The 21173-nt window shown below is 51.3% G+C and carries 34 protein-coding genes; 27 read left to right on the top strand and 7 right to left on the bottom strand.

Features of this window, described 5'->3' with window-relative positions; translation table 11 throughout:
• The first annotated feature begins 154 nt into the window (after positions 1–154).
• The 21 genes from F3I44_RS22945 to F3I44_RS22845 all read left to right on the top strand — a co-directional run bounded on the left by F3I44_RS22945 (position 155) and on the right by F3I44_RS22845 (position 11520).
• Positions 155–1507: an 8-oxoguanine deaminase gene (locus tag F3I44_RS22945; protein WP_150015842.1), complete on the top strand. Its 1353-nt coding sequence runs from the start codon at positions 155–157 to the stop codon at positions 1505–1507.
• A 248-nt stretch (positions 1508–1755) separates the two neighbouring features.
• On the top strand, positions 1756–2127 hold the full coding sequence (rplN, locus tag F3I44_RS22940) for a 50S ribosomal protein L14 (protein WP_006120590.1): 372 nt from the start codon (positions 1756–1758) through the stop codon (positions 2125–2127).
• A 10-nt stretch (positions 2128–2137) separates the two neighbouring features.
• Positions 2138–2452 carry a 50S ribosomal protein L24 gene (gene rplX / locus F3I44_RS22935; RefSeq protein ID WP_003850150.1) on the top strand — a complete coding sequence of 105 codons (315 nt, stop codon included), beginning with the start codon at positions 2138–2140 and terminating at the stop codon, positions 2450–2452.
• Positions 2453–2466: 14 nt separating this feature from the next.
• On the top strand, positions 2467–3006 hold the full coding sequence (gene rplE, locus F3I44_RS22930) for a 50S ribosomal protein L5 (protein ID WP_003850155.1): 540 nt from the start codon (positions 2467–2469) through the stop codon (positions 3004–3006).
• A gap of 14 nt (positions 3007–3020) precedes the next feature.
• Complete coding sequence (rpsN, locus tag F3I44_RS22925; protein WP_008927132.1) at positions 3021–3326, top strand: 30S ribosomal protein S14; 306 nt, start codon at positions 3021–3023, stop codon at positions 3324–3326.
• A gap of 32 nt (positions 3327–3358) precedes the next feature.
• On the top strand, positions 3359–3751 hold the full coding sequence (gene rpsH / locus F3I44_RS22920) for a 30S ribosomal protein S8 (protein ID WP_003850158.1): 393 nt from the start codon (positions 3359–3361) through the stop codon (positions 3749–3751).
• A gap of 13 nt (positions 3752–3764) precedes the next feature.
• Complete coding sequence (gene rplF / locus F3I44_RS22915; RefSeq protein ID WP_150015841.1) at positions 3765–4298, top strand: 50S ribosomal protein L6; 534 nt, start codon at positions 3765–3767, stop codon at positions 4296–4298.
• Positions 4299–4307: 9 nt separating this feature from the next.
• A complete protein-coding gene (gene rplR, locus F3I44_RS22910) occupies positions 4308–4661 on the top strand; it encodes a 50S ribosomal protein L18 (RefSeq protein WP_003850163.1) in 354 nt (117 codons plus the stop codon).
• 14 nt (positions 4662–4675) lie between these two features.
• Complete coding sequence (rpsE, locus tag F3I44_RS22905) at positions 4676–5176, top strand: 30S ribosomal protein S5 (RefSeq protein WP_003850164.1); 501 nt, start codon at positions 4676–4678, stop codon at positions 5174–5176.
• A 5-nt stretch (positions 5177–5181) separates the two neighbouring features.
• On the top strand, positions 5182–5361 hold the full coding sequence (gene rpmD / locus F3I44_RS22900; protein ID WP_017345842.1) for a 50S ribosomal protein L30: 180 nt from the start codon (positions 5182–5184) through the stop codon (positions 5359–5361).
• A gap of 3 nt (positions 5362–5364) precedes the next feature.
• Entirely contained in the window at positions 5365–5799 is a 435-nt protein-coding gene (gene rplO / locus F3I44_RS22895) for a 50S ribosomal protein L15 (protein WP_150015840.1), read from the top strand.
• 7 nt (positions 5800–5806) lie between these two features.
• Positions 5807–7138: a preprotein translocase subunit SecY gene (gene secY, locus F3I44_RS22890; protein ID WP_003850175.1), complete on the top strand. Its 1332-nt coding sequence runs from the start codon at positions 5807–5809 to the stop codon at positions 7136–7138.
• 32 nt (positions 7139–7170) lie between these two features.
• A complete protein-coding gene (gene rpmJ, locus F3I44_RS22885; RefSeq protein WP_010252805.1) occupies positions 7171–7287 on the top strand; it encodes a 50S ribosomal protein L36 in 117 nt (38 codons plus the stop codon).
• A gap of 146 nt (positions 7288–7433) precedes the next feature.
• On the top strand, positions 7434–7790 hold the full coding sequence (gene rpsM / locus F3I44_RS22880; RefSeq protein ID WP_003850176.1) for a 30S ribosomal protein S13: 357 nt from the start codon (positions 7434–7436) through the stop codon (positions 7788–7790).
• A 16-nt stretch (positions 7791–7806) separates the two neighbouring features.
• Positions 7807–8196: a 30S ribosomal protein S11 gene (gene rpsK, locus F3I44_RS22875; protein ID WP_004160563.1), complete on the top strand. Its 390-nt coding sequence runs from the start codon at positions 7807–7809 to the stop codon at positions 8194–8196.
• A gap of 33 nt (positions 8197–8229) precedes the next feature.
• Entirely contained in the window at positions 8230–8850 is a 621-nt protein-coding gene (gene rpsD, locus F3I44_RS22870) for a 30S ribosomal protein S4 (protein ID WP_008927131.1), read from the top strand.
• A gap of 25 nt (positions 8851–8875) precedes the next feature.
• Positions 8876–9865, top strand: a complete 990-nt coding sequence (gene rpoA / locus F3I44_RS22865) for a DNA-directed RNA polymerase subunit alpha (protein WP_003850179.1) — start codon at positions 8876–8878, stop codon at positions 9863–9865.
• 40 nt (positions 9866–9905) lie between these two features.
• Positions 9906–10292 carry a 50S ribosomal protein L17 gene (rplQ, locus tag F3I44_RS22860; protein WP_003850180.1) on the top strand — a complete coding sequence of 129 codons (387 nt, stop codon included), beginning with the start codon at positions 9906–9908 and terminating at the stop codon, positions 10290–10292.
• Between the two features lie 95 nt (positions 10293–10387).
• Positions 10388–10759 (top strand): DnaJ family domain-containing protein, encoded by a 372-nt coding sequence (locus tag F3I44_RS22855; protein ID WP_150015839.1) that lies wholly within the window; start codon positions 10388–10390, stop codon positions 10757–10759.
• A complete protein-coding gene (gene zntR, locus F3I44_RS22850) occupies positions 10760–11176 on the top strand; it encodes a Zn(2+)-responsive transcriptional regulator (RefSeq protein ID WP_150015838.1) in 417 nt (138 codons plus the stop codon). It abuts the gene before it with no gap.
• Between the two features lie 59 nt (positions 11177–11235).
• A complete protein-coding gene (locus F3I44_RS22845; protein ID WP_150015837.1) occupies positions 11236–11520 on the top strand; it encodes an alternative ribosome-rescue factor A in 285 nt (94 codons plus the stop codon).
• On the opposite strand, the gene mscL is transcribed toward F3I44_RS22845, so the two are convergent.
• From mscL to def, 5 genes are all read right to left on the bottom strand, one after another.
• A complete protein-coding gene (gene mscL, locus F3I44_RS22840; RefSeq protein ID WP_150015836.1) occupies positions 11470–11880 on the bottom strand; it encodes a large-conductance mechanosensitive channel protein MscL in 411 nt (136 codons plus the stop codon). The genes F3I44_RS22845 and mscL overlap by 51 nt on opposite strands.
• A gap of 124 nt (positions 11881–12004) precedes the next feature.
• Complete coding sequence (gene trkA / locus F3I44_RS22835) at positions 12005–13381, bottom strand: Trk system potassium transporter TrkA (RefSeq protein ID WP_013359233.1); 1377 nt, start codon at positions 13379–13381, stop codon at positions 12005–12007.
• An 18-nt stretch (positions 13382–13399) separates the two neighbouring features.
• Complete coding sequence (gene rsmB / locus F3I44_RS22830; RefSeq protein ID WP_150015835.1) at positions 13400–14701, bottom strand: 16S rRNA (cytosine(967)-C(5))-methyltransferase RsmB; 1302 nt, start codon at positions 14699–14701, stop codon at positions 13400–13402.
• Between the two features lie 49 nt (positions 14702–14750).
• The gene (gene fmt / locus F3I44_RS22825) at positions 14751–15695 is read right to left on the bottom strand and encodes a methionyl-tRNA formyltransferase (RefSeq protein ID WP_150015834.1); all 945 of its coding nucleotides are present in this window, start codon (positions 15693–15695) and stop codon (positions 14751–14753) included.
• A gap of 20 nt (positions 15696–15715) precedes the next feature.
• The gene (def, locus tag F3I44_RS22820) at positions 15716–16228 is read right to left on the bottom strand and encodes a peptide deformylase (RefSeq protein ID WP_150015833.1); all 513 of its coding nucleotides are present in this window, start codon (positions 16226–16228) and stop codon (positions 15716–15718) included.
• A gap of 115 nt (positions 16229–16343) precedes the next feature.
• On the opposite strand from def, the gene dprA reads away from it, so the two are divergent.
• The 6 genes from dprA to F3I44_RS22790 are packed head-to-tail and all read left to right on the top strand — an operon-like array spanning position 16344 to position 20138.
• A complete protein-coding gene (gene dprA / locus F3I44_RS22815; RefSeq protein ID WP_150015832.1) occupies positions 16344–17468 on the top strand; it encodes a DNA-protecting protein DprA in 1125 nt (374 codons plus the stop codon).
• Positions 17440–17913, top strand: a complete 474-nt coding sequence (smg, locus tag F3I44_RS22810; protein ID WP_013359228.1) for a DUF494 family protein Smg — start codon at positions 17440–17442, stop codon at positions 17911–17913. The genes dprA and smg overlap by 29 nt, the downstream gene beginning before the upstream one ends.
• Positions 17914–17937: 24 nt before the next feature.
• Positions 17938–18486 carry a topoisomerase DNA-binding C4 zinc finger domain-containing protein gene (locus F3I44_RS22805; RefSeq protein ID WP_150015831.1) on the top strand — a complete coding sequence of 183 codons (549 nt, stop codon included), beginning with the start codon at positions 17938–17940 and terminating at the stop codon, positions 18484–18486.
• Positions 18487–18489: 3 nt separating this feature from the next.
• On the top strand, positions 18490–19062 hold the full coding sequence (gene tsaC / locus F3I44_RS22800) for an L-threonylcarbamoyladenylate synthase type 1 TsaC (protein WP_150015830.1): 573 nt from the start codon (positions 18490–18492) through the stop codon (positions 19060–19062).
• 3 nt (positions 19063–19065) lie between these two features.
• On the top strand, positions 19066–19884 hold the full coding sequence (gene aroE, locus F3I44_RS22795) for a shikimate dehydrogenase (protein WP_150015829.1): 819 nt from the start codon (positions 19066–19068) through the stop codon (positions 19882–19884).
• A complete protein-coding gene (locus tag F3I44_RS22790) occupies positions 19881–20138 on the top strand; it encodes a DUF1488 domain-containing protein (RefSeq protein ID WP_150015828.1) in 258 nt (85 codons plus the stop codon). Before aroE ends, F3I44_RS22790 begins: the two co-directional genes overlap by 4 nt.
• On the opposite strand, the gene F3I44_RS22785 is transcribed toward F3I44_RS22790, so the two are convergent.
• On the bottom strand, positions 20105–20659 hold the full coding sequence (locus F3I44_RS22785; protein WP_150015827.1) for a gamma carbonic anhydrase family protein: 555 nt from the start codon (positions 20657–20659) through the stop codon (positions 20105–20107). The genes F3I44_RS22790 and F3I44_RS22785 overlap by 34 nt on opposite strands.
• Positions 20660–20989: 330 nt before the next feature.
• Positions 20990–21173: hypothetical protein (locus F3I44_RS24070; RefSeq protein ID WP_223817519.1), on the bottom strand; the 184-nt coding region annotated here is incomplete at its 5' end.

Below are 21173 nucleotides of genomic sequence, written 5' to 3'. Positions count from 1 at the left end.
TACAAGGAAATGTGCCGTGAAAATGGAGAATCATGATCGTTTACGCCGGTCACTGTTAAAACTGCCACTGTTAGCTGCGTTACCTGCTATTAGCTCTGCCAAAAGCCTGCCGCTATTATCGGGTAGCACACACTCACAACCAACAGGCAATAGCATGGAACGAACGTTATTACTAAAGAACGCTGAATGCGTGGTCTGCATGGATGCCGATCGTCGGGAAATACGTAACGCCAGTATTCTGATTAAAGGAAACCAGATCGTTGCGGTCGGAGAAGCAGGATCGTTACCTGATAGCGCTGACGAGATTATTGATCTTCAGGGACATATTGTTATACCTGGCCTGATTAATACTCACCACCACATGTATCAGAGCCTGACACGGGCTATTCCTGCGGTACAAAACGGTGAACTGTTCAACTGGCTTACCCACCTCTACCCACTGTGGCAGAACCTGACGCCTGAGATGATTCATATCTCAACGCAGATTTCGATGGCCGAGTTAATGCTCTCCGGTTGCACCACCACCAGTGACCATCTCTATGTCTATCCTAACGGCTGTAAGCTTGACGACAGCATTGAGGCTGCAGCGTTGATGGGCATGCGATTCCATGCCAGCCGGGGCAGCATGAGTGTGGGCAAATCCCTCGGTGGCCTGCCGCCCGATTCGCTGGTTGAGAATGAAGCCGCCATCCTCAAGGATACGCAGCGTGTAATTGAGCGCTATCACGATGACAGCCACGGCTCGATGTTACGTATCGTGGTGGCACCATGTTCACCGTTCTCGGTCAGCCGTGAACTGATGAAGCAATCCGCTGCACTGGCCCGCAGCTTCAACGTCTCAATGCATACTCATCTGGCAGAGAACGACAGCGATATCCGTTATAGCCGCGAGAAGTTCAACATGACGCCAGCACAGTACGTTGAAGACCTCGGCTGGGTAGGACCGGATGTCTGGCATGCACACTGCGTTAAACTGGATCAGCATGGTATGGAGCTATTTGCACGCACCGGAACCGGCGTTGCACACTGTCCCTGTTCAAACATGCGTCTCGGTTCGGGCATTGCACCAATACGCCACATGTGCGATGCCGGTGTCCATGTCGGTATGGGCGTAGATGGATCTGCCTCCAATGACAGCTCAGACATGATAGCGGAGGTACGTCAGGCGATGCTGTTGCAACGCGTGGGTTTCGGCCCGGATGCGATGACGGCACGTCAGGCTCTGGAGTTGGCGACGCTGGGTGGAGCAAAAGTGCTGAATCGCGACGACGTGGGCACCATTGCGCCGGGCATGATGGCTGATCTGGCCATCTTTGATCTGAATCGCCTTGGTCTTGCCGGGGCAGGGCATGATCCCGTCGCCGCTCTGGTGTTCTGTAATCCGGGTCAGGTCGCTTACAGCATCATCAACGGAAAAGTCAGGGTGCGTGACGGACAACTGGCCGGAATTGAACTGCCAGCCGTGCTGCATCAGCATAACCAACTGGCCAGAAAACTGGTCAGTTGAGTCAGAAGGGCACTTTATTAGGGAGGCGACGAAAAATAAGGCAGATTACATTTGCTACTGTTCGCACTATTCCCTAGAATACGCCCTCCCTGTCATCAGGGAAAATCAGCGGCTCGATTGAGAGCCGTTTATTTTTTCTACCCATCTGTGAGAACCGGTGTTACAATGCCGCGCCCTCAATTATGGGGCTTTCTAACGACCTGAGGTTTAGGTCCCGAAGTAGTAGTTGACATTAGCGGAGCACTAAAATGATCCAAGAACAGACTATGCTGAACGTCGCCGACAACTCCGGTGCACGTCGCGTAATGTGTATCAAGGTTCTGGGTGGCTCGCACCGTCGCTACGCAGGCGTCGGTGACATCATCAAAGTTACCATCAAGGAAGCAATTCCGCGTGGTAAAGTCAAAAAAGGTGATGTCCTGAAGGCGGTAGTGGTGCGCACCAGGAAGGGTGTTCGTCGCCCGGACGGTTCTGTCATTCGCTTCGATGGTAATGCATGCGTTATTCTGAACAATAACAGTGAGCAGCCTATCGGTACGCGTATTTTTGGGCCGGTAACTCGTGAACTTCGTACTGAAAAGTTCATGAAAATTATCTCTCTGGCACCAGAAGTACTCTAAGGAGCGAACAATGGCAGCTAAAATCCGTCGTAACGACGAAGTTATCGTGTTAACCGGTAAAGATAAAGGTAAGCGCGGTAAAGTTAAGAATGTCCTGTCTTCTGGTAAGGTCATCGTTGAAGGTATCAACCTGGTTAAGAAACATCAGAAGCCGGTTCCGGCTCTGAACCAACCAGGTGGCATCGTTGAAAAAGAAGCTGCTATTCAGGTTTCTAACGTTGCACTGTTCAACGCGGCAACTGGTAAGGCTGACCGTGTAGGCTTTAGATTCGAAGACGGCAAAAAAGTCCGTTTCTTCAAGTCTAACAGCGAAACTATCAAGTAATTTGGAGTAGTACGATGGCGAAACTGCATGATTACTACAAAGACGAAGTAGTCCAGAAACTCATGACAGAGTTTGGCTACAATTCTGTCATGCAAGTCCCTCGGGTCGAGAAGATCACCCTGAACATGGGTGTTGGTGAAGCGATCGCTGACAAGAAGCTGCTGGATAACGCAGCAGCAGACCTGGCAGCAATCTCCGGTCAAAAACCGCTGGTCACCAAAGCACGCAAATCAGTTGCAGGCTTCAAAATCCGTCAGGGCTATCCGATCGGCTGTAAAGTAACTCTGCGTGGCGAGCGCATGTGGGAGTTCTTTGAGCGTCTGGTCACCATTGCAGTTCCACGTATCCGTGACTTCCGTGGCTTGTCCGCTAAGTCATTTGATGGTCGTGGCAACTACAGCATGGGTGTACGTGAGCAGATCATCTTCCCAGAAATCGACTACGACAAAGTCGATCGCGTTCGTGGTTTGGATATCACCATTACCACTACTGCGAAATCTGATGATGAAGGCCGTGCTCTGCTGGCTGCCTTTGACTTCCCGTTCCGTAAGTAAGGTAGGGTTACTTAATGGCTAAGCAATCTATGAAAGCGCGCGAAGTTAAGCGTGCAAAATTAGCAGACAAATTCTTCGCTAAACGCGCTGAACTGAAAGCGATCATCTCTGATGTGAACGCTTCCGACGAAGACCGTTGGGATGCTGTTCTGAAGCTGCAGAGTCTGCCGCGTGATTCCAGCCCTTCACGTCAGCGTAACCGCTGCCGTCAAACAGGTCGTCCGCACGGTTTCCTGCGGAAGTTTGGGTTGAGCCGTATCAAGGTCCGCGAAGCCGCCATGCGCGGTGAAATTCCGGGTCTGAAAAAGGCTAGCTGGTAATTGTCACCAATTGAATCACGGGAGTAACACAGATGAGCATGCAAGATCCGATCGCGGATATGCTGACCCGTATCCGTAACGGTCAGGCCGCGAACAAAGTTGCGGTCACCATGCCTTCCTCCAAGCTGAAATTGGCAATTGCCAACGTTCTGAAGGAAGAAGGATATATTGAAGATTTCAAAATCGAAGGCGACATCAAGCTGGAACTGGAACTGACTCTTAAGTATTTCCAGGGCAAAGCTGTTGTAGAAAGCATTCAGCGAGTAAGCCGTCCTGGCCTGCGCATCTATAAGAAAAAAGATGAGCTGCCAAAGGTAATGGCTGGTATGGGCATCGCTGTAGTTTCTACATCCAAAGGTGTCATGACTGATCGTGCAGCGCGCCAGGCAGGTCTTGGTGGCGAAATTATCTGCTACGTAGCGTAATCGGAGGATACATATGTCTCGTGTTGCTAAAGCACCTGTCGTTGTTCCTGCCGGCGTAGAGGTAAAACTCGACGGTCAGGTAATTTCGATTAAAGGTAAAAACGGCGAGCTGACTCGTACTATCAATGATGCTGTTGAAATTAAGCATGCTGACAACGCTCTGACTTTCGCTCCGCGCGAAGGTTTCGTTGACGGCTGGGCGCAGGCGGGTACTTCTCGCGCGCTGCTGAACGCAATGGTTATCGGTGTTACCGAAGGCTTCACTAAGAAGCTGCAGCTGGTTGGTGTAGGTTATCGTGCAGCCGTTAAAGGCGACGTGGTAAACCTGTCTCTGGGCTTTTCTCATCCAGTCGATCACCAGCTGCCCGCGGGTATCACTGCAGAATGTCCAACTCAGACTGAGATCGTGCTGAAAGGCGCTGATAAACAGCTGATTGGTCAGGTTGCTGCGGACCTGCGCGCCTACCGTCGTCCTGAGCCTTATAAAGGCAAGGGTGTCCGTTACGCCGACGAAGTCGTGCGTACCAAAGAGGCTAAGAAGAAGTAAGGTAACACTATGGATAAGAAATCTGCTCGTATCCGTCGTGCGACCCGTGCACGTCGCAAGCTCAAAGAGCTGGGTGCTACTCGCCTGGTGGTACATCGTACCCCGCGTCATATTTACGCACAGGTAATCGCCCCGAACGGTTCCGAAGTTCTGGTCGCTGCTTCTACTGTAGAAAAAGCTATCACTGAACAACTGAAGTATACCGGTAATAAAGAAGCCGCAGCTGCAGTAGGTAAAGCTATTGCAGAACGCGCAATCGAAAAAGGCATCACTGGTGTTTCTTTCGACCGTTCCGGTTTCCAATATCATGGTCGCGTCCAGGCACTGGCAGATGCTGCCCGTGAAGCTGGCCTTCAGTTCTAAGGTAGAGGTCTAAGATGGCACACATCGAGAAACAAGCTGGCGAACTGCAGGAAAAACTGATCGCGGTAAACCGTGTTTCTAAAACTGTTAAAGGTGGTCGTATCTTCTCCTTCACAGCACTGACTGTGGTAGGCGATGGTAATGGTCGCGTAGGTTTTGGTTACGGTAAAGCGCGTGAAGTTCCAGCAGCAATCCAGAAAGCGATGGAGAAAGCCCGTCGCAACATGGTTAACGTCGCGCTGACCAACGGCACCCTGCAGCACCCTGTTAAAGGTGCACACACGGGTTCCCGCGTGTTCATGCAGCCGGCTTCAGAAGGTACCGGTATCATCGCCGGTGGTGCAATGCGCGCCGTTCTGGAAGTCGCTGGAGTTCATAACGTACTGGCAAAAGCCTATGGTTCTACTAACCCGATTAACGTGGTTCGTGCAACTATCGACGGCCTGGGCAATATGAAATCTCCGGAAATGGTCGCTGCTAAGCGTGGTAAATCCGTTGAAGAAATTCTGGGGTAATCACGATGGCTAAGACTATTAAAATCACTCAAACCCGTAGTTCAATCGGCCGCTTGCCTAAGCATAAAGCCACTCTGGTTGGCCTGGGTCTGCGTCGTATTGGCCACACCGTTGAGCGTGAAGACACGCCTGCAGTACGCGGTATGGTTAACGCGGTTTACTATATGGTTAAAGTGGAGGAGTAAGAGATGCGTTTAAATACTCTGTCTCCGGCCGAAGGGTCTAAGCACGCTACCAAGCGTCTGGGTCGTGGTATTGGTTCTGGCCTCGGAAAAACCGGTGGTCGTGGTCACAAAGGTCAGAACTCACGTTCTGGCGGTGGCGTACGTCGCGGTTTCGAAGGTGGTCAGATGCCTCTGTACCGTCGTCTGCCGAAGTTCGGTTTCACCTCTCGCAAAGCAATGATCACTACAGAGATTCGTCTGTCTGATCTGGCGAAAGTTGAAGGCGGTATCGTCGACCTGAACGCGCTGAAAGCAGCCAACATTGTCGGTGTTCAGATTGAATTCGTTAAAGTAATTCTGTCTGGTGAAGTATCTACACCGGTAACGATTCGCGGACTGCGTGTCACCAAAGGTGCTCGTGCTGCAATCGAAGCTGCTGGCGGTAAAATCGAGGAATAAGTAGCAGATGGCTAAACAACCGGGATTAGATTTTCAAAGTGCCAAAGGCGGCTTTGGTGAGCTGAAACGCAGACTGCTGTTTGTAATCGGCGCACTCATTGTCTTCCGCATTGGCTCTTTTATTCCAATCCCTGGTATTGATGCCACTGTACTTGCCAAACTGCTTGAGCAACAGCGTGGCACCATCATAGAAATGTTTAACATGTTCTCTGGTGGTGCTCTTAGCCGTGCTTCTATTTTCGCACTGGGTATCATGCCGTATATTTCGGCATCGATTATCATCCAGTTATTAACGGTGGTTCATCCAGCGTTAGCGGAAATTAAGAAAGAAGGGGAGGCTGGCCGTCGCAAGATTAGTCAGTACACCCGATACGGTACGTTGGTATTGGCCATATTTCAGTCTATCGGTATTGCTACCGGTCTGCCGAATATGCCAGGGATGCAAGGCCTGGTCATGAATCCAGGCTTTGCTTTCTACTTTACCGCTGTTGTGAGTCTGGTCTCAGGAACGATGTTCCTGATGTGGCTGGGCGAACAGATTACTGAACGTGGTATCGGTAACGGTATTTCGATCATTATCTTCGCAGGTATCGTTGCGGGTCTTCCGCCGGCCATTGGCCATACCATCGAGCAAGCGCGGCAAGGCGACCTGCACTTCCTTCTGTTGCTGTTGGTTGCAGTACTCGTATTCGCAGTGACCTTCTTTGTTATCTTCGTTGAACGTGGTCAGCGCCGCATCGTGGTGAACTACGCAAAACGTCAGCAGGGTCGTCGCGTTTACGCTGCACAGAGCACACATTTACCGTTGAAAGTGAATATGGCGGGTGTTATTCCAGCCATCTTTGCTTCCAGCATTATTCTGTTCCCGGCAACGATTGCATCGTGGTTTGGGGGCGGTACCGGTTGGAACTGGCTGACAACAATTTCGCTGTATTTGCAGCCAGGACAGCCGCTTTATGTGCTACTCTATGCGACTGCAATCATCTTCTTCTGTTTCTTCTATACGGCGTTGGTTTTCAACCCACGTGAAACAGCAGATAACCTGAAGAAGTCTGGTGCATTCGTACCGGGAATTCGTCCGGGAGAGCAAACGGCGAAGTATATTGATAAAGTGATGACGCGACTGACCTTAATCGGCGCGCTGTATATTACTTTTATCTGCCTTATCCCGGAGTTCATGCGTGATGCGATGAAGGTTCCCTTCTACTTTGGCGGTACTTCACTGCTCATCGTAGTTGTCGTCATCATGGACTTTATGGCTCAAGTGCAAACTCTGATGATGTCCAGTCAGTATGAGTCGGCACTGAAGAAAGCTAACCTGAAAGGCTACGGCCGTTAATTCAGTTGGTTGAGAAGTTACGGAGAGTAAAAATGAAAGTTCGTGCTTCCGTCAAGAGATTATGTCGTAACTGCAAAATCATTCGTCGCGACGGTGTCGTACGTGTGATCTGTAGCGCCGAGCCAAAGCATAAACAGCGCCAAGGCTGATTTTGTCACATATTTTTCTTGCAAAGTCGGGTTGAGCTGGCTAGATTAGCCAGCCAATCTTTTGTATGTCAGTACGTTTCCATTTGAGTATCCTGAAAACGGGCTTTTCAGCATGGGACGTGCTTGTTTAATTATAGGAGTGCATAGTGGCCCGTATAGCAGGCATTAACATTCCTGATCAGAAACATACCGTTATCGCATTAACTTCGATCTTCGGTATCGGTAAAACCCGTTCAAAAGCCATCTGCGCTTCAACGGGTATTGCTGAAAATGTTAAGATCAGTGAGCTGTCTGAAGAACAAATTGATCAGCTGCGTGATGCAGTTGCGAAATTCGTTGTAGAAGGTGATCTGCGCCGTGAAATCACCCTGAGCATCAAGCGTCTTATGGACCTTGGTTGCTACCGTGGTTTGCGCCATCGTCGTGGTCTTCCGGTTCGCGGTCAGCGTACTAAGACCAACGCACGTACCCGTAAGGGTCCGCGTAAACCGATCAAGAAATAATCGGGGTGAGTAAATAATGGCAAAGGCACCAGTTCGTGCACGCAAGCGTGTAAGAAAACAAGTCTCAGATGGCGTGGCTCATGTCCATGCTTCTTTTAACAACACCATCGTTACCATTACTGATCGCCAGGGTAACGCACTGGGTTGGGCAACCGCCGGTGGTTCCGGTTTCCGCGGTTCACGTAAATCCACTCCGTTTGCTGCTCAGGTCGCTGCAGAGCGCTGTGCAGAAGCGGTAAAAGATTACGGAATTAAGAACCTGGAAGTTATGGTAAAGGGTCCGGGTCCAGGTCGCGAATCTACGATTCGTGCTTTGAACGCCGCTGGTTTCCGCATCACTAATATTACTGATGTGACTCCGATCCCTCATAACGGTTGTCGTCCGCCGAAAAAACGTCGCGTATAACGCCCGTTTTTTTAGGATAGTTGGAGAAAGAAAATGGCAAGATATTTGGGTCCTAAGCTCAAGCTGAGCCGTCGTGAGGGCACTGACTTATTCCTTAAGTCTGGCGTTCGCGCGATTGATTCCAAGTGTAAGATTGAACAAGCCCCTGGTCAGCATGGTGCGCGTAAACCGCGTCTGTCTGATTACGGCGGTCAGTTACGTGAAAAGCAGAAAGTTCGTCGTATCTACGGCGTGCTGGAGCGTCAGTTCCGTAACTACTATAAAGAAGCAGCTCGTCTGAAAGGCAACACCGGTGAAAACCTGTTGGCTCTGCTGGAAGGTCGTCTGGACAACGTAGTTTATCGTATGGGCTTTGGTGCCACTCGTGCAGAAGCACGTCAGCTGGTAAGCCACAAGTCTGTTCTGGTAAATGGCCGCGTTGTTAACATCGCTTCTTATCAGGTATCTCCGAATGATGTCGTTAGCATCCGTGAGAAAGCCAAAAAGCAATCTCGCGTGAAGGCCGCTCTGGAGCTGGCTGAGCAGCGTGAAAAGCCAACCTGGCTGGAAGTTGATGCGACTAAGATGGAAGGTGTGTTCAAGCGTATTCCTGAACGTACCGATCTGTCTGCGGACATTAACGAACACCTGATCGTCGAGCTTTACTCCAAGTAAAGCTTAGTACCAAAGAGAGGACACAATGCAGGGTTCTGTGACAGAGTTTCTAAAACCGCGCCTGGTAGATATCGAGCAAGTGAGTTCGACGCACGCCAAGGTGACCCTTGAGCCTTTAGAGCGTGGCTTTGGCCATACTCTTGGTAACGCACTGCGCCGTATTCTGCTTTCATCCATGCCGGGTTGCGCGGTGACCGAGGTTGAAATTGATGGTGTACTTCATGAGTACAGCACCAAAGAGGGCGTACAGGAAGATATCCTGGAAATCCTGCTCAACCTGAAAGGGCTGGCGGTAAGAGTTCAGGGTAAAGATGAAGTTATTCTGACCCTGAATAAATCTGGCATTGGCCCTGTGACTGCAGCCGACATTACCCATGATGGTGATGTCGAAATCGTCAAGCCTCAGCATGTCATTTGCCATCTGACCGATGAGAACGCTGCTATCAGCATGCGTATCAAGGTTCAGCGTGGACGTGGCTATGTGCCGGCTTCTGCCCGAATTCATTCGGAAGAAGATGAGCGCCCAATCGGCCGCCTGTTAGTTGACGCTTGCTATAGCCCTGTAGACCGTATCGCCTACAATGTTGAAGCAGCGCGTGTAGAGCAGCGCACCGACCTGGACAAGCTGGTCATCGAAATGGAAACCAACGGTACAATCGATCCTGAAGAGGCGATTCGTCGTGCGGCAACCATTCTGGCAGAACAACTTGAAGCTTTCGTTGACTTACGTGATGTACGTCAGCCGGAAGTTAAAGAAGAGAAACCAGAATTCGATCCGATCCTGCTGCGCCCTGTTGACGATCTGGAATTGACTGTCCGCTCTGCTAACTGCCTTAAGGCAGAAGCTATCCACTACATCGGTGATCTGGTACAGCGTACCGAGGTTGAGCTGCTTAAAACGCCTAACCTTGGTAAAAAATCTCTTACTGAGATTAAAGATGTGCTGGCTTCGCGTGGTCTTTCTCTGGGCATGCGTCTCGAGAACTGGCCGCCAGCAAGCATTGCTGATGAATAATCAGATCACAGGTTAAGGTTTCACTGAGAAGGATAAGGTCATGCGCCATCGTAAGAGTGGTCGTCAACTGAACCGCAACAGCAGCCATCGTCAGGCTATGTTCCGCAACATGGCCGGTTCTCTGGTTCGTCATGAGATCATCAAAACGACTCTGCCGAAAGCCAAAGAACTGCGTCGCGTAGTTGAGCCGCTGATTACTCTTGCCAAGACCGACAGCGTAGCTAATCGTCGTCTGGCATTCGCCCGTACTCGTGATAACGAGATCGTGGCAAAACTGTTTAATGAGCTGGGCCCGCGTTTCGCGAGCCGTGCCGGTGGTTACACTCGTATTCTGAAGTGTGGCTTCCGTGCTGGTGACAACGCTCCGATGGCTTACATCGAGCTGGTTGATCGTCCAGAAGCTCAAGCAGAAGCAGCCGCAGAGTAATCTGTAGCAACGTAAAAAACCCGCTTCGGCGGGTTTTTTATTGCCTGAAATTTACTACCTTAGAAAGATGTCTTTCGTTCTCAAAGGAGCCAATTATGTGGCTGGTTGATGAACTTGCTGAACAGCACATTAAGGCAGCGCTGGAAAAGGGTGAGCTGAGCAATCTTCCGGGCTCAGGCAAGCCGTTACAGCTGGATGATGACAGTCATGTTCCTCCTGAATTAAGAGCGGGCTACCGGCTACTTAAAAATTCGGGCTTTCTGCCGCCGGAGCTGGCGTTAAGACGGGAGGCCATGGAAGTGAACGATCTTATTCGCCAGCTTGATCCTGCAGATCATCGCTATCAGGATCATTGTCATCGACTTCAGTTGCTGGAGCTGCGATTACGTCAGGCGGGTATGAGCACTGATTTTTTGCATAGTGATTATTCGACAGCCCTTCAGAATCACTTCAGCGAGGAGGAGTAGATGTTTCGCATCGGACAGTTAGCTAAACTTGCTGAGGTCACGCCAGACACCATCCGTTTTTATGAAAAACAGCAGATGATGGATCATGACGGTCGTACTGAAGGGGGATTTCGCCTTTACACCGATGCCGATCTTCAGCGTCTGAAATTCATCCGCTACGGTCGTAAACTGGGGTTTAGCCTTGAAGCCATCAGAGAACTACTTTCTATCCGGGTGGATCCTGCGCATCATACCTGTCAGGAATCGAAAGCGATCGTTGAAAAACGGCTAAGTGAAGTGGCTCAGATGATCGCGGAATTGGAAACGATGCAACGTTCTTTGCGTCACCTCTCGGACGCATGTTGTGGTGACAGTCACAGTAGCATTTCGTGCTCAATTCTTGAGGCGCTGGAGCGGGGAGAGACGTTGAGTAAATAAGCATCTTGTTATTTTGCAGCAAAGGAATAGAGTATCTGACCATCTCAACAGGAGGCGTTATGAGTAAATATCAGCACACTAAAGGGCAAATTCGCGATAACGCGATTCAGGCTTTGCTGCACGACCCGTTATTTCGACAACGTATTGAGCAGAAGCAAAAGGGTAAGGGCAGTTTTAAGCGGAAAGAGAAACATGGTAAGGGATCTGGATGGGAGGGCAGTGATAAGAAAGCGTCTTATCACTGCACTTCTGCTTTTTCAGTAAAGAAAACCGCCTTTAAGGCGGCTTGTTCACTATACCCGGTTGTTCTGCTGTTTCAGCAGATCGCGGATTTCGGTCAGTAAGACTTCTTCGTTTGACGGTTTAGCAACCGGCTTCTCCACTTCCTTTTTCTTGTACAGACGATTCATCAATTTAATCGCCATAAAGATCGCGAAAGCGATAATGACGAAATCAAAGATGGTCTGAAGGAAGATACCGTACTGCATAACAACAGCTGGCGCATCGCCTGTTGCAGGCTTAAGAACCCAGGCGAATGATTTGAAATCGACTCCGCCGATCAGCAGGCCTAATGGTGGCATGATGATATTAGCGACTAATGATGAAACGATTTTGCCGAATGCCGCACCGATGATGACACCCACGGCTAAATCCATTACATTGCCGCGCATTGCGAAATCACGAAACTCTTTGATTAAACTCATACTTATCTCCTTGCCCAAGCCAACGCCATAAAGTCTAACAAACCTCACTGTTTTTTCCATCAACACAGCCAATTAAGCAGCGGTTTTGCATGCTGTATGCGGAGTTAGCCTGTAAAAGCGGTATTTACAGGAAAAACGGACTCGGCTGAAAGAGACGTTCCACATCTGACACGAATTTCTTATCGGTCAGGAACATGATGACATGATCGCCTTGTTCAATACGCAGGTTATCGTTGGCAATCATCACATCATCACCACGAACGACTGCGCCAATAATGGTTCCTGGTGGCAGTTTGATGTCATCAATCGAACGACCTACAACGCGTGAAGTCGACTCGTCACCATGCGCTATCGCCTCGATCGCCTCTGCAATACCGCGTCGTAGTGATGAAACGCCCACGATATCCGCTTTGCGCACATGACCCAGCAGAGCCGAGATTGTGGCTTGCTGAGGGGAAATAGCGATATCAATGACGCTGCCCTGGACCAGATCGACGTAAGCGCGGCGCTGGATCAGCACCATTACCTTCTTCGCACCCATCTTTTTCGCCAGCATGGCAGACATGATGTTGGCTTCATCATCGTTGGTAACGGCGATAAACAGATCGACCTGCTCAACGTGTTCTTCAGCGAGCAGCTCCTGATCGGACGCATCGCCATAAAAAACTACCGTGTCATGCAGATGTTCTGCGAGTTCCGCTGCGCGCTGGGGATTACGTTCAATCAGCTTAACGCTGTAGTGCTTCTCAAGCCGCTGCGCCAGACCGAAACCGATGTTGCCGCCACCGACCAGCATAATCCGTTTATAAGGTTTCTCCAGCCGCTGCATTTCACTCATCACCGCACGAATGTTCTGGCTTGCTGCGATGAAAAAGACTTCATCGCCCGCTTCTACGATGGTTGAGCCCTGCGGACGAATAGGGCGGTCCTGACGGAATATCGCAGCTACACGCGTATCAATATGTGGCATATGCTCACGCATGATCGAGAGCGGATTTCCCACCAGCGGCCCGCCATAATAGGCTTTTACCACTGCCAGACTGACTTTTCCCTCAGCAAAGTTAACTACCTGCAATGCGCCAGGATACTGAATCAGCCGGTAGATATTATCGATTACCAGCTGCTCAGGTGAGATCAGATGATCGATAGGCACCGCTTCAGGTATAAACAATTTGTCTGCATCACGCAGATAGTCTGCCGCGCGGATACGGGCGATGCGATTCGGCGTATTGAAAAGCGAATAAGCAATCTGGCAGGCAATCATGTTGGTTTCATCCGAGTTGGTTACGGCTACCAGCATGTCGGCATCTTCCGCACCCGCCTCACGCAAAATTCGAGGATGTGAACCATGACCCTGAACAACGCGCAAATCGAACTTGTCCTGCAGATGACGCAGGCGCGAAGAGTCAGTATCGACCACCGTAATGTCGTTGTTTTCACCTACCAGATTTTCTGCCAGGGTTCCGCCAACCTGTCCTGCACCCAGAATGATTATTTTCATCGCTTATCAATACTCATCTCAATTTGTGCCCGATTTCTTTATCAGCTTAGCGTAGAAGAAACCATCACCGCCTTCTGCTTGCGGGAAGACCTGCAACCCGTTCGCGGGCGCATCCCGCAGCGGTTCCGCCCGGGCATCGTGCTGGCGTTGCAGGAACGCCTCTATCTGCTGATGATTCTCTTCTGGCAGGATAGAGCAGGTGGCATAAATCAGCGTACCGCCGGGTTTCAGGTGCGGCCAGATGGCATCAAGAATTTCACTCTGAAGTTTTGCCAGCTCAGCGATATCGCGATCGCGGCGCAGCCACTTAATATCAGGATGGCGTCGGATCACACCGGTCGCAGAGCAGGGCGCATCCAGAAGAATACGATCAAACTGACGTTCACCACACCACTGTTGCGGCGTCCGTCCATCACCCTGTTTCACTTGCGCTTTTAAACCCAGCCGCTGCAGATTCTCATCAACACGTTTAAGGCGCTGCGCATCCACATCAACGGCAAGCACCTGGGCTTCCGGCGCGATTTCAAGGATGTGGGTCGTTTTACCGCCAGGAGCCGCACATAAATCCAGAATCTGTTCGCCATTTTGCGGTTCAAGCAGTAAAGCACAGCGCTGAGCGGATAAATCCTGCACCGTCACCCAACCCTGGTCGAAGCCGGGTAACTGACTGACCGGGGCAGGCGCGTCAAGCCGCAGCGCATCCGGCACATCGTCAGCAGGCTGGGCATTCCTGCCACTTTCGACCAGCAAGGCCAGCCACGCATCACGCTCCTGATGCTGACGGTTAACCCGCAGCCACATCGGCGGACGCAGATTATTGGCTTCGACGATATGCTCCCACTGTTCCGGCCAGGCGTGCTGCAATCGCTTAAGCAGCCAGCCCGGATGCAGATAACGCTGCGGGCCATCCTGAATGCTGGCGAGCAGCTCTTCCCGCTGGCGCTGAAACTGGCGTAATACCCCATTTAATAAGCCTTTCAGGCTGGCACGCTTCAGGACTTCGGCGCCCGCGACGGTTTCTGCCAGTACGGCATGGGCAGGCACTCGGGTATATTCCAACTGATAAAGCCCGACCATAATCAGATAGTGCAGAACCCGCTGTTTGCCGGTCAGTGGACGCTCCATCAGTTTGCCAATCAGCGCTTCCAGCTGCGGCAATGTGCGCAATACGCCAAAACAAATTTCCTGCACTAACGCGCTATCTTTGTCAGAGAGTTTTTTCTGGGCGGCGGGGAGTGCCGTATTCAGGGATTCGCCCTTGTCGACCACACGCTTAATAAGTAGAGCGGAGAGGCTTCGCAGGTTGATTAATTTAGTCATAGGGTTTTGTCATCAAACAAAAGGCCCGGTGAGTGACCGGGCCTGGAAGTCAGTCCAGAAGGGTTCCAGGTTCAAACCATTCCCGGCGCGAGTTGAGAAGATCCTGAGCCGACATCGGTTTTTTACCGGCGGGCTGTAACTGCAGCAGATTCAGTACACCCTGAGCCGTCGCCACCTGTATGCCATGCTTATCCGCACTGATAATTTCACCCGGTGAACGATCGCGGTGAGGCAGAACGCTTGCCTGCCAGACTTTTACCGGTTGACCGTCAATGGTGAAAAAGCTCATCGGCCACGGGTTAAACGCGCGAATACAGCGTTCGAGCTGTTCTGCAGAGAGTGTCCAGTCAAGACGCGCCTCCTCTTTACTGAGCTTCTCAGCATAGTTGGCCAGGGTCTCATCCTGTTTTTCAGGTGAAGCCTGCTGTGTACTCAGTAAGGTCAGCGTATCCAGCAGCCCCTGAGGTCCAAGTTGTGCCAGCTTGTCATAGAGGGTTGCACTGGTATCTTCAGCGGTAATCGGACAAGCGAGCTTATGCAGCATATCGCCTGTATCCAGACCGACGTCCATCTGCATGATGGTCACGCCGGTTTCACTGTCGCCAGCCCAGAGCGCACGTTGAATGGGTGCGGCTCCACGCCAGCGTGGCAGCAGCGAACCATGAACGTTGATACAGCCGAGACGCGGCATATCCAGCACGGCCTTTGGCAGAATCAATCCATAGGCCACAACAACCATCACATCGGCCTTGAGGTCAGCAACCAGCTGCTGATTTTCTTCCGGTCGCAGTGATTCAGGCTGATAAACCGGAATGTCATTCGCCAGCGCCAGCGTTTTAACCGGACCTGGGGTGAGTTTGTTACCGCGACCCGCAGGACGGTCGGGTTGAGTGAATACGCCAATAACCTGATGTTCAGAAGCAAGCAGCGCGTCAAGATGACGCGCTGCAAAGTCAGGTGTGCCGGCAAAGATGATTTTTAGCGGGGCAGACACGTTTATCCCTTCTTAAGATCTCAGGAAGCCTGCGCGTTCTGACGCGCCAGTTTCTCTAACTTCGTTTTGATTCGCTGACGCTTCAGAGGCGACAGATAATCAATAAACAGTTTGCCTTCCAGATGATCGATCTCATGCTGGATGCAAATGGCCAATAGCTCGCTGGCTTCCAGCTCGAAACTTGTACCGTCGCGATCAAGTGCGCGGACTTTTACCCGCTCAGCACGTGGAACAAACGCGCGCTGTTCCGGAATAGAGAGGCAACCCTCTTCAATACCGGTTTCGCCACTTTTTTCCAGCAGCTCAGGGTTAATCAGGACTAAACGCTCTTCACGACTTTCAGAGACATCAATCACGATAATACGCTGATGAATATCGACCTGCGTCGCCGCAAGACCGATACCTTCTTCGGCATACATCGTCTCGAACATATCATCAACGATACGCTGAATGTCTGCGTTAACTTCTTTAACGGGCGCGGCGACTTTGCGAAGACGCTCGTCAGGGAAATGTAATACCTGCAAAACTGACATAAATATCCAGATCTGTATTCGGTTAAGAAAAGATTACTGCCTCATATTGTAGACTTTTCGAGGCCTGATTGACAGCATTGTACGGCAGGAAGCAAAGGCAATCAGGGAGCTGGGGATGGACAAAATAGGGCAGTATGTGCGGCTGGCTGCCGTCACCGGAATGACAGGGAAACGCTGGGTTGACGTGGCGCAGCAGACAGGTGCCGGACCAGCAGACGATGAGCAGCTTATCCGGCTTGGGTTAGACGCCAGCCAGCGGCAGCAATACTATGAATTTAATGAAAAAAATATTGAGCATGTCTGTTCCTGGCTGGCGCAGAGCCCCGCTCATCATCTGATTACCGCTCTGGATGCAGCTTATCCAGCCCGCCTTAAAGAAACCAATCGTTTTCCGCCCCTGCTCTATATTGATGGCGATCCTGCCGTTCTCAGTACACCTCAGTTAGCAATTGTGGGAAGCCGGAACAGCTCTCACTATGGCCGTTACTGGTGCGACTGGTTTACCCAGCATTTAAGCGTGGGCGGATTGACCATCACCAGCGGACTGGCGCGGGGCATTGATGGCGTTGCGCATCAGGCCGCACTCAACGTGGGCGGTAAAACGGTGGCGGTGTTAGGAAGCGGATTGCAGCGTCTTTATCCCAAAAAACATACAGGCCTTGCCGCAGAGATCGTCGAGCAGGGCGGTGCTATCGTTTCTGAGTTTCCACTGACGACCATACCGCATCCCCTTAATTTTCCACGCAGAAATCGTATCATTAGCGGCCTGAGCCACGGAGTGCTGGTGATAGAAGCCTCGCTGAAAAGTGGTTCACTGGTGACGGCCCGTTATGCGCTGGAGCAAAATCGGAATGTCTATGCCTTACCTGGCGCGCTCGGCAACCCGTTAAGCGAAGGCGTAAACTGGCTGATTCAGCAGGGCGCGCTGCTGGTGGCTCATCCTAATAACATCGTAGAAGATCTGGCAAATGCACTTAACTGGCTACCCGTGGCTACGGCGGATGAAATTTATTCTGAGATGAGGGACGATGCTCCATTGCCATTTGCTGATGTGTTGGCTAACGTAGGAGATGATGTTACACCTGTTGACGTTGTCGCTGAACGTGCCGGCCAATCTGTGCCAGTTATCTCAGCTCAGTTGCTGGAACTGGAGTTAGCAGGATGGATCGCAGCTGTACCCGGCGGCTATGTCCGATTGAGGAGGGCATGCCATGTTCGACGTACTGATGTACTTGTTTGAGACATATATCCACAACGAAGCAGAAATGGGTGTTGATCAGGACAGATTGACAGACGACCTGACGGATGCCGGGTTCCATCGTGAAGATGTTTACAGTGCGCTGAACTGGTTAGAAAGACTGGCTGACTATCAGGAAGGACTGGTAGAACCAATTTTACTGACAAATGATCCGCTCTCAATGCGTATTTATACCGATGAAGAGAGCAAACGTTTAGATGCTGACAGCCGTGGTTTCCTGCTATTCCTGGAGCAGATTCAGGTGCTGAACCTGGAAACCCGTGAAATGGTCATCGAACGTATCATGGCGCTGGATACCTCTGAGTTTGACCTTGAGGATCTCAAATGGGTAGTGCTGATGGTGTTGTTCAACATCCCGGGATGTGAAAATGCCTATCAGCAGATGGAAGAACTGCTATTCGACGCCAATGAAGGTATGCTGCATTAAATTTCCTTTCATGCATTGATCGCTATGAGTAAAGCTGCACTCTTCACCGTGCGTAAACAGGATCCCTGCCCCGCTTGCGGGGCAGAACTGGTTATCCGCTCCGGTAAACACGGTCCTTTTCTGGGCTGCGCGAACTACCCGGCTTGTGATTACATTCGACCTTTAAAAGGTCAGGCCGATGGCCATGTGGTCAAAGTGCTGGAAGGCCACGCCTGTCCTGAATGCGGTGCGGATAAAGTGTTGCGGCAGGGACGTTTTGGCATGTTCATCGGCTGCAGCCTCTATCCGGAATGCGGATACACAGAAACCATCGATAAACCGGATGAAACCTTGCTGGCCTGTCCACAGTGTCATGAAGGCCGGTTAGTTCAGCGGCGTTCCCGTTATGGCAAAACGTTTCATTCCTGCGATCGTTATCCGGCCTGCCAGTTTGTCGTCAATCTGACACCCGTTGCCGGAATCTGTCCTTATTGTGAGTATCCGCTGTTAGTTGAGAAAAAAACGGCTCAGGGCGTTAAGCGCTTCTGCGCCAGTAAGAGTTGTGGCAAAGCCATCGCTGAAGAGAATTCATAGACCATGGAAAATCAACACCTCGCCGATTCACTTGAGACCTGTTTAGAGCATCTGAATCGTCAGGCGGTCATCGCCTATCCTACGGAAGCCGTATTTGGTCTGGGCTGTGACCCAGACAGTGAATCTGCCGTTATGGCGTTGCTGACGCTGAAACAGCGCCCGGTAGAGAAGGGGCTCATCCTGATTGCGGCTGATTACAGTCAGCTTGAGCCTTACATCTCGGCGCGCGAACTTTCTGTGCTCCAGCGGGAGCGAATGTTTGCCTGCTGGCCCGGACCGGTGACTTTTGTCGTACCCGTGCCGCCACAGACGCCTCGCTGGCTTACCGGACAGTTTGATTCACTGGCCATTCGCGTCAGTGACCATCCTGATGTTCAGGCCCTTTGCCGCGCGTTTGGCAAACCGCTGGTCTCGACCAGCGCAAACCTGTCAGGCCATTCTCCCTGCCGTACGGCTGAAGAAGTGAAGCAGCAGTTTGGTGAGCAGTTCCCGGTTTTGTGGGGTAAAACGGGTGGACGACTCAATCCTTCTGAAATCCGCGATGTCATCAGCGGCGAACTTATACGTCAGGGTTAATTCATGGATCACTTCGCCGTTTTTGGTAATCCGATCAGCCACAGTAAATCGCCGCTGATCCATCAGGCTTTCGCTGAGCAGACGGGCATTGAACATCGCTATGGTCGTATCTGTGCCCCGGTTGATGGTTTCCCTCAATCGCTTTCTGCTTTTTTCGAGCAGGGAGGTCGTGGTGCCAACGTGACGTTACCTTTCAAACAGCAGGCATGGGAATTTGCCGATCAGCTCAGCGAACGTGCAGCTCTGTCCGGTGCGGTAAACACCGTTAAAAAGCTCAGTAATGGGCAGATCCTGGGGGACAACACGGATGGTATCGGCTTGTTAAGCGATCTTGAACGGCTAAATATGATCAACGCTGGCGACAATGTCTTGCTGGTGGGAGCGGGCGGGGCCGCTCGCGGTGTCATTCTGCCGCTGCTTTCAGCAGGCGTGACGCTTACCGTTGTCAATCGTACCGCCGCGCGTGCTGAAGAGCTGGCGAACCTGTTTAGCGCGAGCGGGACTATCCGGGCATCTGGTTTTGAGCAGCTGGCGGATCAGCGCTTTGATCTGATCATCAACGCCACTTCAAGTGGTGTGAATGGAGAAACGCCTCCTTTACCTGCAGAGGTCATCCATTCTGAAGTGCGCTGCTACGACATGTTTTACCAAAGCGGGCTGACGCCTTTTTTACGCTGGTGTCAGGCGCAAGGGAGTGATCATCTGGCTGATGGACTGGGGATGCTGGTGGGTCAGGCTGCGCATGCTTTCTACATATGGCACGGTGTGATGCCGGAAATCACGCCCGTGATTGCTCAGCTTAAGCAGGCCATGCAGCCATGAATCAGGCGATACAGTTCCCGGATGAGGAATCCTATGACGCTGAACTGAACGCGGTCTGTTTTCCAGTAATGGTCAACGGCATGCGGCTGAACTGTGCAATCAGCCGTGAGTCTCTGGTTTCACGCTTTGGTGAAGGGGAGGCGATGGCGCTGTTTCAGCACCATCGCTGGGATCTGGAAGATGAGGCCGAAGCGGCCATTCGTCAGGATGATGTAGATAATCAGGGCTGGATCTGGTTATTTCCCGCCAGGTAATCATCTTTCCAGCCAACATAGTTATTAGCGGAATAGCGCAGACCTTCCTTCTCACTGTCATTCAGCGGCCTGACCTGCTTTACCGGGCTACCTAGGTAGAGATAGCCACTCTCCAGCCTTTTACCCGGCGGCACCAGACTTCCGGCACCAATCATTACCTCTTCTTCTACTATTACGCCATCCAGCAGAATCGATCCCATTCCGACCAGCACGCGATCGCCAATGGTACAGCCGTGTAGTATCGCTTTATGCCCGACGGTGACGTCCTCACCAATAATAAGAGGGAAGCCCTGGGGGTTGGCGGCTGATTTATGCGTGACGTGCAGAACACTGCCGTCCTGCACATTAGTACGGGCACCAATGCGGACCTGATTCACATCACCTCTGATCGCAACCAGCGGCCAGATGCTCACATCATCCTCCATAATCACATCACCGACGACAACACTGCTTGGATCGACCATAACGCGCTGGCCAGTTTGCGGGAAAAGATCTTTATAGGGACGTAGGGCGGAAGTCATCTTGTTCTCCTTTGTTCTGTTTTCGCTGCAGCCTGATGCCATTTTAGCCAGCTGACAAGCCAATTCTGACGCGGATCGCTGGCGATCTCACCAATCTGGATCATTTATAACCGTTCAGATAAAAGATCCTAAAAAAGGGTTGTGCTCCGAAACGGGATCCCTATAATGCGCCTCCATCGACACGGCACACCGGCAACGGGAAACGGGTTGAAGGTTCAGGAGACTGACCCGCCGGAGAAAAACTTCTGAAAAAGAGGTTGACTCTGCAGGAGGAAAGCGTAATATACGCCACCTCGCGACAGGACGCTAACGCACTGTTCGCACTGCTCTTTAACAATTTATCAGACAATCTGTGTGGGCACTCGCAGGATTGATATCAGCGTCTTTGGACGCAAAAAATATCAAAGCCTCACGAGTGAACACATAATGAAATTCATTATGACGTTTTACAGATGAGCATCGCTGAACTGGTTTCAGCAAATCAAACTTTAAATTGAAGAGTTTGATCATGGCT

The sequence above is a fragment of the Pantoea sp. F_5 genome (assembly GCF_008631595.1).
Classification (GTDB): domain Bacteria; phylum Pseudomonadota; class Gammaproteobacteria; order Enterobacterales; family Enterobacteriaceae; genus Pantoea; species Pantoea gossypiicola.
The sequence above is the reverse complement of the archived record's forward strand: the minus strand, read 5'-3'. Positions and strand labels throughout refer to the sequence as shown.

Excerpts from the sequence above, each read along its gene's own strand:
- rplO (WP_150015840.1), top strand. The coding sequence starts at position 5,365 with ATGCGTTTAAATACTCTGTCTCCGGCCGAAGGGTCTAAGCACGCTACC.
- rpmJ (WP_010252805.1), top strand. The coding sequence starts at position 7,171 with ATGAAAGTTCGTGCTTCCGTCAAGAGATTATGTCGTAACTGCAAAATC.
- rplQ (WP_003850180.1), top strand. The coding sequence starts at position 9,906 with ATGCGCCATCGTAAGAGTGGTCGTCAACTGAACCGCAACAGCAGCCAT.
- tsaC (WP_150015830.1), top strand. The coding sequence starts at position 18,490 with ATGGAAAATCAACACCTCGCCGATTCACTTGAGACCTGTTTAGAGCAT.
- rpsD (WP_008927131.1), top strand. The coding sequence starts at position 8,230 with ATGGCAAGATATTTGGGTCCTAAGCTCAAGCTGAGCCGTCGTGAGGGC.
- rpoA (WP_003850179.1), top strand. The coding sequence starts at position 8,876 with ATGCAGGGTTCTGTGACAGAGTTTCTAAAACCGCGCCTGGTAGATATC.
- rpsN (WP_008927132.1), top strand. The coding sequence starts at position 3,021 with ATGGCTAAGCAATCTATGAAAGCGCGCGAAGTTAAGCGTGCAAAATTA.
- rplN (WP_006120590.1), top strand. The coding sequence starts at position 1,756 with ATGATCCAAGAACAGACTATGCTGAACGTCGCCGACAACTCCGGTGCA.
- rpsK (WP_004160563.1), top strand. The coding sequence starts at position 7,807 with ATGGCAAAGGCACCAGTTCGTGCACGCAAGCGTGTAAGAAAACAAGTC.
- rplR (WP_003850163.1), top strand. The coding sequence starts at position 4,308 with ATGGATAAGAAATCTGCTCGTATCCGTCGTGCGACCCGTGCACGTCGC.
- F3I44_RS22845 (WP_150015837.1), top strand. The coding sequence starts at position 11,236 with ATGAGTAAATATCAGCACACTAAAGGGCAAATTCGCGATAACGCGATT.
- F3I44_RS22855 (WP_150015839.1), top strand. The coding sequence starts at position 10,388 with ATGTGGCTGGTTGATGAACTTGCTGAACAGCACATTAAGGCAGCGCTG.
- F3I44_RS22790 (WP_150015828.1), top strand. The coding sequence starts at position 19,881 with ATGAATCAGGCGATACAGTTCCCGGATGAGGAATCCTATGACGCTGAA.
- dprA (WP_150015832.1), top strand. The coding sequence starts at position 16,344 with ATGGACAAAATAGGGCAGTATGTGCGGCTGGCTGCCGTCACCGGAATG.
- F3I44_RS22805 (WP_150015831.1), top strand. The coding sequence starts at position 17,938 with ATGAGTAAAGCTGCACTCTTCACCGTGCGTAAACAGGATCCCTGCCCC.
- secY (WP_003850175.1), top strand. The coding sequence starts at position 5,807 with ATGGCTAAACAACCGGGATTAGATTTTCAAAGTGCCAAAGGCGGCTTT.
- F3I44_RS22945 (WP_150015842.1), top strand. The coding sequence starts at position 155 with ATGGAACGAACGTTATTACTAAAGAACGCTGAATGCGTGGTCTGCATG.
- rpmD (WP_017345842.1), top strand. The coding sequence starts at position 5,182 with ATGGCTAAGACTATTAAAATCACTCAAACCCGTAGTTCAATCGGCCGC.
- rpsH (WP_003850158.1), top strand. The coding sequence starts at position 3,359 with ATGAGCATGCAAGATCCGATCGCGGATATGCTGACCCGTATCCGTAAC.
- F3I44_RS22785 (WP_150015827.1), bottom strand. The coding sequence starts at position 20,659 with ATGACTTCCGCCCTACGTCCCTATAAAGATCTTTTCCCGCAAACTGGC.
- rplE (WP_003850155.1), top strand. The coding sequence starts at position 2,467 with ATGGCGAAACTGCATGATTACTACAAAGACGAAGTAGTCCAGAAACTC.
- rplX (WP_003850150.1), top strand. The coding sequence starts at position 2,138 with ATGGCAGCTAAAATCCGTCGTAACGACGAAGTTATCGTGTTAACCGGT.
- trkA (WP_013359233.1), bottom strand. The coding sequence starts at position 13,381 with ATGAAAATAATCATTCTGGGTGCAGGACAGGTTGGCGGAACCCTGGCA.
- mscL (WP_150015836.1), bottom strand. The coding sequence starts at position 11,880 with ATGAGTTTAATCAAAGAGTTTCGTGATTTCGCAATGCGCGGCAATGTA.
- rsmB (WP_150015835.1), bottom strand. The coding sequence starts at position 14,701 with ATGACTAAATTAATCAACCTGCGAAGCCTCTCCGCTCTACTTATTAAG.
- def (WP_150015833.1), bottom strand. The coding sequence starts at position 16,228 with ATGTCAGTTTTGCAGGTATTACATTTCCCTGACGAGCGTCTTCGCAAA.
- aroE (WP_150015829.1), top strand. The coding sequence starts at position 19,066 with ATGGATCACTTCGCCGTTTTTGGTAATCCGATCAGCCACAGTAAATCG.
- zntR (WP_150015838.1), top strand. The coding sequence starts at position 10,760 with ATGTTTCGCATCGGACAGTTAGCTAAACTTGCTGAGGTCACGCCAGAC.
- rpsE (WP_003850164.1), top strand. The coding sequence starts at position 4,676 with ATGGCACACATCGAGAAACAAGCTGGCGAACTGCAGGAAAAACTGATC.
- smg (WP_013359228.1), top strand. The coding sequence starts at position 17,440 with ATGTTCGACGTACTGATGTACTTGTTTGAGACATATATCCACAACGAA.
- rplF (WP_150015841.1), top strand. The coding sequence starts at position 3,765 with ATGTCTCGTGTTGCTAAAGCACCTGTCGTTGTTCCTGCCGGCGTAGAG.